This window comes from Salmonella enterica subsp. diarizonae (assembly GCF_008692785.1).
Lineage (GTDB): Bacteria > Pseudomonadota > Gammaproteobacteria > Enterobacterales > Enterobacteriaceae > Salmonella > Salmonella diarizonae.
Genome location: NZ_VXJV01000001.1, coordinates 13,798 through 25,242, shown reverse-complemented (window position 1 = coordinate 25,242; position 11,445 = coordinate 13,798). Strand labels below are relative to the sequence as shown.

General features: G+C 51.3%; 13 protein-coding genes. 7 read left to right on the top strand and 6 right to left on the bottom strand.

All coding sequences use genetic code 11. The annotated features are described in order from the left end of the window. Positions 1-399: 399 nt before the first annotated feature. Positions 400-882: an SsrA-binding protein SmpB gene (gene smpB, locus F4V72_RS00140; protein ID WP_001518569.1), complete on the bottom strand. Its 483-nt coding sequence runs from the start codon at positions 880-882 to the stop codon at positions 400-402. A gap of 188 nt (positions 883-1,070) precedes the next feature. Between smpB and F4V72_RS00135 the strand changes: the two genes are divergently transcribed. Together F4V72_RS00135 and F4V72_RS00130 are read left to right on the top strand one after the other, a co-directional pair. Then, positions 1,071-1,508 (top strand): type II toxin-antitoxin system RatA family toxin, encoded by a 438-nt coding sequence (locus F4V72_RS00135; RefSeq protein ID WP_001543334.1) that lies wholly within the window; start codon positions 1,071-1,073, stop codon positions 1,506-1,508. Next, positions 1,498-1,788, top strand: a complete 291-nt coding sequence (locus F4V72_RS00130; protein ID WP_053508972.1) for an RnfH family protein — start codon at positions 1,498-1,500, stop codon at positions 1,786-1,788. The genes F4V72_RS00135 and F4V72_RS00130 overlap by 11 nt, the downstream gene beginning before the upstream one ends. A gap of 165 nt (positions 1,789-1,953) precedes the next feature. On the opposite strand, the gene bamE is transcribed toward F4V72_RS00130, so the two are convergent. The 3 genes from bamE to nadK form a co-directional block, all read right to left on the bottom strand. Continuing rightward, on the bottom strand, positions 1,954-2,292 hold the full coding sequence (bamE, locus tag F4V72_RS00125) for an outer membrane protein assembly factor BamE (protein WP_136058126.1): 339 nt from the start codon (positions 2,290-2,292) through the stop codon (positions 1,954-1,956). 149 nt (positions 2,293-2,441) lie between these two features. Then, positions 2,442-4,103, bottom strand: coding sequence for a DNA repair protein RecN (recN, locus tag F4V72_RS00120; protein WP_053508971.1), 1,662 nt, complete (start codon positions 4,101-4,103; stop codon positions 2,442-2,444). Positions 4,104-4,188: 85 nt separating this feature from the next. Further along, positions 4,189-5,067, bottom strand: coding sequence for an NAD(+) kinase (gene nadK, locus F4V72_RS00115; protein ID WP_053508969.1), 879 nt, complete (start codon positions 5,065-5,067; stop codon positions 4,189-4,191). 123 nt (positions 5,068-5,190) lie between these two features. Here nadK and grpE point away from each other — a divergent pair, with 123 nt between their 5' ends. Next, a complete protein-coding gene (gene grpE, locus F4V72_RS00110; RefSeq protein ID WP_023180624.1) occupies positions 5,191-5,784 on the top strand; it encodes a nucleotide exchange factor GrpE in 594 nt (197 codons plus the stop codon). A gap of 60 nt (positions 5,785-5,844) precedes the next feature. On the opposite strand, the gene F4V72_RS00105 is transcribed toward grpE, so the two are convergent. Both F4V72_RS00105 and F4V72_RS00100 read right to left on the bottom strand, forming a co-directional pair. Continuing rightward, a complete protein-coding gene (locus tag F4V72_RS00105; RefSeq protein WP_127172650.1) occupies positions 5,845-7,131 on the bottom strand; it encodes an HlyC/CorC family transporter in 1,287 nt (428 codons plus the stop codon). A gap of 19 nt (positions 7,132-7,150) precedes the next feature. Next, the gene (locus F4V72_RS00100; RefSeq protein ID WP_001664422.1) at positions 7,151-7,942 is read right to left on the bottom strand and encodes a cytochrome C assembly family protein; all 792 of its coding nucleotides are present in this window, start codon (positions 7,940-7,942) and stop codon (positions 7,151-7,153) included. Between the two features lie 165 nt (positions 7,943-8,107). On the opposite strand from F4V72_RS00100, the gene ffh reads away from it, so the two are divergent. The 4 genes from ffh to trmD all read left to right on the top strand — a co-directional run bounded on the left by ffh (position 8,108) and on the right by trmD (position 11,443). Next, positions 8,108-9,469 carry a signal recognition particle protein gene (gene ffh, locus F4V72_RS00090; RefSeq protein ID WP_000460056.1) on the top strand — a complete coding sequence of 454 codons (1,362 nt, stop codon included), beginning with the start codon at positions 8,108-8,110 and terminating at the stop codon, positions 9,467-9,469. Positions 9,470-9,815: 346 nt separating this feature from the next. Next, on the top strand, positions 9,816-10,064 hold the full coding sequence (rpsP, locus tag F4V72_RS00085; protein ID WP_000256453.1) for a 30S ribosomal protein S16: 249 nt from the start codon (positions 9,816-9,818) through the stop codon (positions 10,062-10,064). An 18-nt stretch (positions 10,065-10,082) separates the two neighbouring features. After that, complete coding sequence (rimM, locus tag F4V72_RS00080; protein ID WP_023246179.1) at positions 10,083-10,631, top strand: ribosome maturation factor RimM; 549 nt, start codon at positions 10,083-10,085, stop codon at positions 10,629-10,631. A 44-nt stretch (positions 10,632-10,675) separates the two neighbouring features. Continuing rightward, positions 10,676-11,443: a tRNA (guanosine(37)-N1)-methyltransferase TrmD gene (trmD, locus tag F4V72_RS00075; protein WP_023246178.1), complete on the top strand. Its 768-nt coding sequence runs from the start codon at positions 10,676-10,678 to the stop codon at positions 11,441-11,443. The last annotated feature ends 2 nt before the right edge of the window (positions 11,444-11,445 follow it).

The window sequence follows — 11,445 nt, the reverse complement described above, 5'->3', positions numbered from 1 at the left end:
TTTTCTGCAAATTAAGATCTATTGATAGAAATGTTAGTGCGTATGAAATATAACGAAGTTTGTGTTAAGGCGGGGAGGGTAGGCTAACAACTAAAGATAATTTTTTATTTATGTTTATGTTTTATAATCACTTTTTATTTTTTCTTGTTTTTGTTTTTTAACATAAAAGCAATACCTTTTGTGAAGGTATTCAACGATAATAAATTTTAAAAAAATCATTTGAAATGTTGCGTTATTAGGCTACAAACCTTTTTTAAAAACAAAGAATATATTCTTAATGAAATGTGGTATTTATTGTTCTTGATAAGTACCAGACGCAGAGAATATATTTTCGGCACATTAATTAGATATGAATATTGACCAGCTTCATACTGAGAGGCTGGTCACAAAAAATGTCTATTATCGGCCTGCATTTTTCATAATGCGTGCTTTATCCAGTTGCCACTCACGTTCTTTAAGGTCGGAACGTTTATCATGCTGTTTTTTACCTTTCGCCACGCCGATCTTCACTTTGCACCAGGCATTTTTCCAGTACAGAGAAAGCGCGACGACAGTATAACCTTCACGATTAATACGGCCATACAGCGAATCCAGCTCACGCTGATTTAACAACAGTTTGCGGGTTCGGGTTGGGTCGCATACGACATGTGTAGAGGCCACCGCCATCGGCGTAAAGTTTGCGCCAAACAGCCAGGCCTCGCCATCTTTGAGGATAACGTAGCTGTCGCCGATATTCGCTTTTCCTGCGCGCAGAGATTTTACTTCCCAGCCTTGCAGGGCGAGACCAGCCTCGAACTCTTCTTCGATAAAGTATTCGTGCCGGGCGCGCTTATTCAGCGCGATGGTGGCTGAGCCCGGTTTATGTGCTTTTTTCTTCGTCATAAGTGTCGTGAATTCATAGGTAATCTGATATCGAAAACACCCCATTGCGTCCTGACGAGGTGCAAAAATCTATCTTAGCATGAGTTGGGCTATGCACGCACAATTAAGGCATGACGGTTGGGGACAGCATTTTTTTTACTCGCTGATAAGTGGTATTATTTACACGATTTATGTTGATGGGAATTGCTATGCCTCAGATTAGTCGGACTGCTTTAGTCCCCTACAGTGCGGAACAGATGTATCAGTTAGTGAATGACGTTCAATCGTATCCCCAGTTTTTGCCTGGGTGTGTTGGCAGTCGTGTCCTGGAATCATCGCCAGCACAGATGACGGCGGCTGTTGACGTATCGAAGGCGGGTATCAGCAAAACGTTTACGACGCGTAATCAGCTAACGCGTAACCAGAGCATTCTGATGCATCTGGTTGATGGTCCCTTTAAGAAGTTGATCGGCGGCTGGAAATTTACCCCGCTCAGCCCCGAGGCGTGCCGTATTGAGTTTCAGCTTGATTTTGAGTTTACTAATAAACTCATTGAGCTGGCGTTTGGTCGTGTATTCAAAGAGTTAGCGTCCAACATGGTGCAGGCTTTTACGGTCCGTGCCAAAGAGGTTTACCGTGCCGGATAAACTTATAGTTGAAGTGGCTTATGCGCTGCCGGAAAAGCAGTATTTGCAGCGCGTAATGCTGGAAGAGGGTGCGACGGTCGAAGAGGCGATTCGCGCTTCCGGCTTGCTGGAATTGCGCACGGATATCGATCTGGCGAAAAATAAAGTGGGTATCTACAGTCGCCCGGTAAAACTCACCGATACGGTGCAGGATGGCGATCGGGTTGAAATTTACCGTCCCTTAATCGCAGATCCAAAGGCATTACGCCGCCAGCGCGCCGAAAAATCGGCTGGCAGATAATTAGCCTCTTTTGTCGGATAACGGTGTGAAAGCCGTACCTGGCCTGAAGCGCAGGTGTGTCTGTAAGCCAGATAAGCGTAGCGCCATCAGGCAAACTCGTACCGAATGGCGGGGAAGAGTTTTGCAGGCCTGATGAACGTAACGTCATCAGGCGATATCACAAGATTACTTCGTCAACGCCGGTTTGTTATCAATATTCGTTAACACGCTGCTGCTGTTAAAGGTGAGCGTCAGAGTCTGCTGCGTCACGTTCTCATGTCCTGGCTGCTGGCGGAAAACATAAAACCAGGTGTTCGTACCAAAAGGATCGGACATCATCGGCGTGCCTAAAGCATACGCCACCTGTTGTTGCGTCATACCAACACGCACTTTGGCAACATCCGTAGGTGTAAGATAGTTCCCCTGATTGATGTCAGGTCGGTAAACCACTCGCTCCAGAGTGGAACAGCCTGCGGTCAACATCAGGAGTACTGCTGCGGCAGCAGTCAGCGTTTTACAGCGCATAGTGATTGGGTTCCTTTTCGGGCCTGAGCAGTACGTGGCTCATATGTAATATGCCGATGATAATAGACCTTTCATCACTTTAAAACCTTTTGCTGTCGGGTCTTACGGCGTTTTTGTTGTGAACTCAGACCTTCGGGAGATAAAAAAGTTTACGCTGCCAGCAGTTCTTTTGCGTTTGCCAGCGTATTACGCGTAACTTCACTTCCTCCCAACAGGCGGGCCAGTTCCTGTAAACGCGCACGTTTATCTAAAGGCTGCATATGTGTTTCGGTCATTGCCCCGTCCGTTTCTTTACTCACAAAGAAGTGCTGGTGACCGCACCCGGCGACCTGTGGCAGGTGAGTGACGCACATCACCTGGGTGGATTCGCCAAGCTGACGCAGGAGCTTACCGACCACGGCGGCGGTTGGGCCGCTGATGCCAACATCGACTTCGTCAAAAATCAGCGCCGGCGTTTCCATTTTGCGCGCGGTAATCACCTGAATAGCCAGCGCAATGCGCGACAGTTCACCGCCAGATGCTACTTTAGCAATAGGTTGTAGCGGCTGACCTGGGTTTGTAGTCACTTTAAACTCCACGCGATCGGCGCCGTCGTTGCTCAGATGATGCTCATCAAACTTCACATCGATAGTAAACAGACCGTGCGGCATCGAAAGTAAATGCATACTTTCAGTGATCAACTGCCCCAGTTCCTGGGCGTAAAGCAGGCGTTGTTGATGCAGCGCTTGCGCCGTTTCCAGCGCCTGTTGGTGATGCTTATTGACCGCCAGCGTCAGAGTTTCCAGCGAATCGGCCTGATCGTCGAGCTGCTGCTGTTCTTCGAGCAGTGACTGATAAAGCTGCGGCAGCGCTTCCGGGCTGACGTGATGTTTTCGCGCCAGCGAAATTTGTTTAGCGATGCGCTGTTCAAGCTCAAACAGGCGATTAGGGTCTAAATCCAGACGCTCGCAATAGTGGCGCAATTCATCGCTGGCTTCGGTGAGTTGGATAGTGGCCTCTTCCAGCATATCCAGGATGCCGGAAAGCTTGCTGTCCATACCCACCAGCTCGCTGACCAGTTGTTTTGCGCTATATAACTGGCTTTGCAGGTTAACGTCTTCGCCGTCCGCGAGTAGCGCCAGAGCGTTCTGGCTGGTCGTAAGCAACTGCCCGCTGTTAGCCAGCCGTTTGTACTCTTCGTCAATTTGCTCGAATTCGCCAGCCTGCGGGGTAAAGTCGTTCAACTCTTTTAACTGATATTGCAGCAGTTCCGCGCGTGCGGCGCGTTCCTGGCTTTGTTGCTGGTGATGGGCGAGATCGCGGCAGCTTTGATGCCATAATTGGTAGTGGGCGGCCATCTGCTGCGCTAAAGCGGATTCGTTAGCATAGCTATCCAGCAGCGATTTTTGCTGTTCGGGTTTGGTAAGCTGCTGGTGCGCATGTTGACCATGAATTTGAATCAGCAACTGACCGAGCTCACGCAATTGAGACAGGGGCACAGCGGTGCCGTTAATAAATCCCCGTGAGCGACCATCGCTGCTGATGACGCGGCGAAGCAGGCATTCGCGCCCTTCTTCAAGCTGGTTTTCTTCCAGCCAGCGCAATGCCGCAGGCGTGTCTTTCAGAGAAAAGCGGGCGCACAAATCGGCGCGGGTCGCTCCGGTACGGACCATATCGGCCTCAGCGCGACCGCCCAGACACAGGCCCAGGGCGTCAATCGCAATAGATTTGCCCGCGCCGGTTTCACCGGTGATGACGGTCATTCCGCTCTGAAAATCGATCTCAAGCTCACGAACGATAGCAAAATTGCTGATGGTCAGTTGCGCCAACATAGCTGTTTTCCTGTATGAAAAACCATAACTGTAATTAAATACAGTATAAACTGGTTTTTTATACAGTAAAGAGGCTGACGTAAAATTAGAATAATTTTTTTGACCAGCCGAGCTTTGTGCTTAATGTATTGAAATAGCTATAATCTTTGGGATGTATCAGGTTGAGATGGTAGTCGCAGCGGCGAATCAGCACATCTTCTCCTTCCTGAATAGGCAGCGCTATCTGGCTGTCGCAGCTAATTTCCAGATCGCTACGGCGATGCGAAAAACGCAGACGAATCGTGCTACTGCTGTTAATGACTAACGGGCGCGCCGACAGGGTATGCGGGAACATCGGCACCAGGGTGATCGCATCCAGTGAAGGGGTCAGAATAGGGCCGCCTGCGGAGAGCGAATAGGCGGTGGAGCCGGTCGGCGTAGAGATGATCAGACCATCAGATCGCTGCGAAAAAGCGAAGGTTTCATCAATATAAACCTCGAACTCGATCATATGCGCCACTTTTCCTGGATGCAGTACTACTTCATTAATGGCGGTGCTGATACGCTTTTGGCAATCCTGTTGACAGACCTGCGCTTCCAGCAGAAAACGTTTCTCGGAGATATAGCGTCCTTCCAGCACATCGGATAACTGTTGCAGGGCGTTGTCCGGATCGAGATCGGTCAGAAAACCAAGATTACCGCGGTTAATGCCAATCACATTGATGTCATAACGCGCCAGCGTACGCGCTGCGCCAAGCATATTGCCGTCGCCGCCCACGACTACCGCCAGATCCGCCTGTTGACCAATTTCCGCCAGCGTGCCGGTTGGCACATTTTTCAACTGTAATTCGTGGGCGATTTGTTGCTCCACAATGACCTCATAACCCTGAGCGCATAGCCAGCGGTAGAGCATTTCATGTGTCGTGAGTGCGGTGGGATGACGCGGATGCCCCACAATGCCGATACACTTGAAATGATTATTCATTTTTCTGAGGTCCTTGTAGCGAAGATTGATGACAATGTGAGTGCTTCCCTTGAAACCCTGAATCTGATCCCCATAATAAGCGAAGTTAGCGAGATGAATGCGAAAAAAAACGCGGAGAAATTCATGAGTAGTAAAGAACAGAAAACGCCTGAGGGGCAAGCCCCGGAAGAAATTATCATGGATCAGCACGAAGAGGTTGAGGCAGTTGAACCAAACGATTCTGCTGAGCAGGTGGATCCGCGCGATGAAAAAATTGCGAATCTGGAAGTTCAGCTTGCCGAAGCCCAGACTCGCGAACGCGACACTGTGTTGCGTATCAAAGCGGAAATGGAAAACCTGCGCCGTCGTACCGAACAGGATATCGAAAAAGCGCATAAATTCGCTCTGGAGAAGTTCGTCAACGAATTGCTGCCGGTAATCGATAGCCTGGATCGCGCGCTCGAAGTCGCCGACAAAGCCAATCCGGATATGGCGGCAATGGTCGAAGGGATTGAGCTGACGCTGAAGTCTATGCTGGATGTGGTGCGTAAGTTCGGCGTGGAAGTGATTGCTGAAACCAACGTGCCGCTGGACCCGAACGTGCATCAGGCGATTGCGATGGTGGAGTCGGAAGAGATTCCGGCAGGCAATGTGCTGGGTATTATGCAGAAAGGCTATACGCTGAACGGCCGTACCATTCGCGCGGCGATGGTAACTGTTGCGAAAGCCAAAGGCTAATTGCTTCTCGTAGCGCCGGGTAGCGGTTAACGCCTTACCCGGCCTACTATCGCTATCTGTTTATTCCGCCACGCTTTCCCGCAACGGTTTTACCGGTACAACCTTCACCTGCTTAATCATATTTTCCTGTACGTCGAGAATATCGATATCGTACTGCTCAATGCGCACGCGCGTGCCAGCAACTGGAATTTCCTCCAGCGCCTCCAGAATCACCCCGTTGACGGTGCGCGCGTCATCTTCCGGCAGGTGCCAGTTAAACGCTTTATTGATTTCCCGGACGTTGGCGGTACCGTCAATAATGACCGAACCGTCGTTTTGCGGCGTGACCTCTTCCGCCAGTGTCGGCGACATCGATGTGGTGAAGTCGCCAACGATCTCCTCGAGAATATCTTCAACGGTGACCAGCCCCTGGATATCGCCATATTCATTGACGACCAGTCCGACTTTCTTTTTATTGCGCTGAAATTTAATCAGTTGCGTACTGAGCGGCGTACCTTCCGGGACGTAATAGATTTCATCGGCGGCGCGCAGCATCATCTCTTTAGTGAACTCTTTTTTCTCGGCCATTAACCGCCAGGCTTCACGTACGCGCAGCATACTGATGGCGTCATCCAGCGAATCGCGATAGAGCACAATGCGTCCGTGCGGCGAGTGGGTAAGCTGCCGCTCGATAGACTTCCAGTCGTCATTGATATCGATCCCGATAATTTCATTACGCGGCACCATGATGTCATCCACGCTGACCTTTTCCAGGTCGAGAACCGACAGCAGCATATCCTGATTGCGGCGAGAGATTTGCGAACGGGACTCATGCACGATAGTGCGTAATTCCTCTTTGCTTAACGACCCGCTGACCACGATGTCCGTTTTAATGCCCATCAGACGCATCAGCAGGCGGGTGATGGTGTTAAGTAACCACACCAGCGGCATCATCAGTATCTGTAACGGCGCCAGCAGGAAGCTGCTGGGATAGGCCACTTTTTCCGGATAGAGCGCGGCGATAGTTTTGGGCAGAACTTCGGCAAAAACTAACACGACAAACGTCAGTACCCCGGTGGCGATAGCCACGCCGGCGTCGCCGTAAAGCCGCATGCCCACAATCGTGCCGAGCGCCGAGGCAAGAATGTTGACCAGGTTATTGCCGATCAGCACCAGGCTTATCAGTCGGTCGGGTTTACGCAATAATTTTTCTACCCGTTTTGCCGAGCGATTACCTTGCTTCGCCATATGGCGTAAACGGTAACGGTTTAGCGTCATCATTCCAGTTTCGGAACCGGAAAAATAGGCCGAGATGACCACCATGATGATTAATATGATAATCAGCGTGGTGGTGGAGATGTGTTCCAGGGGAAACTCCTTTAAAAGCTTAGCTTACAAATTGCTGTAATATGCGGCTACCAAAATAGGCCAGCGTCAGAATACCCGCGCCTGCGACGTTAAACCACACGACCCGCCGACCCCGCCAGCCCTCATGGTAATGCCCCCACAGCAGAACAATATAGACAAACCATGCCACGATAGAGAGCACAGCTTTATCGATATTTTCCATACTGAACAGGTTATGCATGTAAAACAGGCCGGTACACAGGGTAAGGGTCAGCAGTACGACGCCAATCTGCGTAATATGAAACATTTTGCGCTCAATGCTCATCAATGGCGGCATTTCATTACTAAACGCCAGCTTTTTGTTCTTCAACTGATAGTCGATCCACGCCAGTTGTAGCGCATACAGAGCGGCGATTATCAGCGTTGCGTAAGAGAAAAGCGACAGTCCGATGTGCACCATCATGCCTGGGGTCGCTTCCAGATGCGTAATATATTCATTAGGCATGAACGTAGCGAAGGCCAGGTTAATCAGCGCAAAGGCATAGACGATGGGCAGAAGTAGCCAGCCGCGGTTACGCGACGCGACAACGGTCATCACCGTGCAGATCATCAGACTGACCAGCGAACCGACATTCAGCAGGCTCAGGTTTTGTCCACTGTCGCCGCCGGGCAGAATACGCGATTCCAGCGCGACAGCGTGGCACACCAGCGCGATGACCGCAGAAAGAATAGCCATACGCCGCCAGCCGCTGTTTTTTTGCAACAGTCCGGGAACGATCAGCGCGAGGCTGAAGGAGTAGGCGACAAGGGCAAGTAAAGCAAAAACGGGCATAGTTGTGTCGACAGTTGACCAGTGAGAAAGAAAAGCAGTATAGCGTTACGTGACCGCAGCTCCAACCGTTGCATAACAACAAAGGCGGCTTCATGGTATACTGTGGCGAAATTCTGTAACTGTGTCGCTGCGGCGACCAACCGTTTCCACCCCAGGCGAGAGACAATGTTTGATAATTTAACCGATCGTTTGTCGCGCACGCTGCGCAATATCAGTGGCCGTGGGCGCCTTACTGAAGACAACGTTAAAGAGACGCTGCGCGAAGTGCGTATGGCGCTGCTGGAGGCTGACGTTGCGCTGCCGGTAGTGCGTGAGTTTATCAATCGCGTAAAAGAGAAAGCGGTTGGTCATGAAGTTAACAAGAGCCTGACCCCAGGGCAGGAGTTCGTCAAGATTGTCCGTAGCGAACTGGTTGCGGCGATGGGCGAAGAGAATCAGACGCTGAATCTGGCCGCACAGCCGCCAGCCGTAGTATTGATGGCGGGTCTGCAGGGGGCGGGTAAAACCACCAGCGTCGGTAAGTTGGGTAAATTCTTGCGCGAGAAGCACAAGAAGAAAGTGCTGGTCGTCTCTGCCGACGTCTATCGCCCGGCGGCGATCAAACAGCTCGAAACGCTGGCTGAGCAGGTTGGCGTGGATTTCTTCCCGTCTGATGTCGGCCAGAAACCCGTTGATATCGTCAACGCCGCGCTGAAAGAAGCGAAGCTGAAATTCTACGACGTGCTGCTGGTGGATACCGCTGGTCGTCTGCACGTTGACGAAGCGATGATGGACGAAATCAAACAGGTTCATGCGTCTATCAATCCGGTAGAAACCCTGTTTGTCGTCGATGCGATGACCGGTCAGGATGCGGCGAATACTGCTAAAGCGTTTAACGAAGCGTTGCCGCTGACCGGCGTGGTACTGACCAAAGTTGACGGTGACGCTCGCGGCGGCGCGGCGTTATCTATTCGTCATATCACCGGTAAGCCGATCAAATTCCTCGGCGTGGGCGAGAAAACCGACGCGCTGGAGCCGTTCCATCCGGATCGTATCGCCTCGCGTATTCTCGGCATGGGCGACGTGCTGTCGCTTATCGAAGATATCGAAAGCAAAGTTGACCGCGCACAGGCTGAAAAGCTGGCGACCAAACTGAAGAAAGGCGACGGTTTCGACCTGAACGACTTCCTCGAACAGCTCAAACAGATGAAAAACATGGGCGGTATGGCCAGTCTGATGGGCAAATTACCGGGCATGGGCCAGATTCCGGACAACGTCAAATCGCAGATGGACGATAAGGTGTTAGTGCGCATGGAGGCGATCATCAACTCAATGACGCTGAAAGAGCGCGCGAAGCCGGAAATCATCAAAGGTTCCCGCAAGCGTCGTATCGCGCAGGGCTGTGGGATGCAGGTGCAGGACGTTAACCGCCTTCTGAAACAGTTCGACGACATGCAGCGCATGATGAAGAAAATGAAGAAGGGTGGGATGGCTAAGATGATGAGAGGTATGAAGGGGATGATGCCGCCCGGCTTCCCTGGACGCTAATTTTTTTCCGGCCTGGCTCACTTGCTATTTCGGCACCGGGGTGTGCTCGCCATCCTCACGTACTGCGTGGCCGCTAAAACAAGGGTATAAGGCTATCTTGTTTGCCATTTTAGTCCCGGGGTGTGCTCGAAATACTCACGTACTGCGTGTACGCTCCGCTTTCTGCGCGCACGCCGGAACTAAACTGGCTGCACCGATATACGCCTTCTATCCCTTGTTTCGTGTTCAGTAGCAAGATGCTGATTGCATTTTCCCCAGAAATCAGTAAAATTTTCGGGCTTTTAATATGACGCCGGGCTCCGTTCCTCGATGGGGCCCGGTTGTTTTATTCACACAAGAGGATGTTATGGTAACTATTCGTTTAGCTCGTCACGGCGCTAAAAAGCGTCCGTTCTACCAGGTTGTTGTCACCGACAGCCGTAATGCACGCAACGGTCGCTTCATTGAGCGCGTTGGTTTCTTCAACCCAATCGCTAGCGAAAAAGAAGAAGGCACCCGCCTGGATCTGGATCGCATCGCTCACTGGGTTGGCCAGGGCGCAACCATTTCCGATCGCGTTGCGGCGCTGATCAAAGAAGTAAAAAAAGCAGCCTAATCTGTCACGGTGGTCATGATGAGCAAGCAACTCACCGCACAAGTACCCGCTGAACCGGTTGTACTGGGGAAAATGGGTTCTTCATACGGTATTCGTGGTTGGCTCAGAGTGTTTTCCTCCACTGAAGACGCCGAAAGCATTTTTGACTATCAGCCCTGGTTTATCCAGAAGGCGGGTCAGTGGCAGCAGGTACAGCTGGAAAGCTGGAAGCACCACAATCAGGATCTGATCATCAAGCTGAAAGGCGTTGACGATCGAGATGCCGCGAATCTTCTGACGAATTGCGAAATTGTCGTGGATTCCTCGCAACTTCCTGCGCTTGAGGAGGGAGACTACTACTGGAAAGACCTGATGGGCTGCCAGGTAGTCACCGCTGAAGGCTACGATCTCGGTAAAGTCATCGACATGATGGAGACCGGGTCGAATGACGTTCTCGTCATTAAGGCGAACCTGAAAGATGCATTTGGTATCAAGGAACGACTTGTACCGTTCCTCGATGGGCAGGTTATCAAGAAAGTCGATCTCGCTACTCGTACTATCGAAGTAGACTGGGATCCTGGTTTTTAAACCACCGGATAAACGGTAATAAATGGCGTTATGGGGATTGGCTTGTGTTTATTGGCATAGTTAGCCTGTTTCCTGAAATGTTCCGCGCAATTACCGATTACGGGGTAACTGGCCGGGCAGTAAAAAAAGGCCTGCTGAACGTCCAAAGCTGGAGTCCTCGCGACTTCGCGCATGATCGGCACCGTACCGTGGACTCCCGTCCTTACGGCGGCGGACCGGGGATGTTAATGATGGTGCAACCCTTGCGGGACGCCATTCACGCAGCAAAAGCCGCGGCTGGCGAAGGCGCTAAAGTGATTTATCTGTCGCCTCAGGGACGCAAGCTTGATCAAGCGGGCGTTAGCGAGCTGGCCACGAATCAGAAGCTAATTCTGGTGTGTGGTCGCTACGAAGGCGTAGATGAGCGCGTAATTCAGACCGAAATTGACGAGGAATGGTCAATTGGCGATTACGTTCTCAGCGGTGGCGAACTGCCGGCAATGACGCTGATTGACTCCGTTGCCCGGTTTATTCCGGGGGTTTTGGGGCATGAGGCATCAGCAATCGAAGATTCGTTTGCTGATGGGTTGCTGGATTGTCCGCACTATACGCGCCCTGAAGTGTTAGAGGGGATGGAAGTACCGTCGGTATTGCTGTCGGGAAACCATGCCGAGATACGTCGCTGGCGTTTGAAACAGTCGCTGGGCCGAACCTGGCTTAGAAGACCTGAACTTCTGGAAAACCTGGCTCTGACTGAAGAGCAAGCAAGGTTGCTGGCGGAGTTCAAAACAGAACACGCACAACAGCAGCATAAACATGATGGGATGGCATAGGC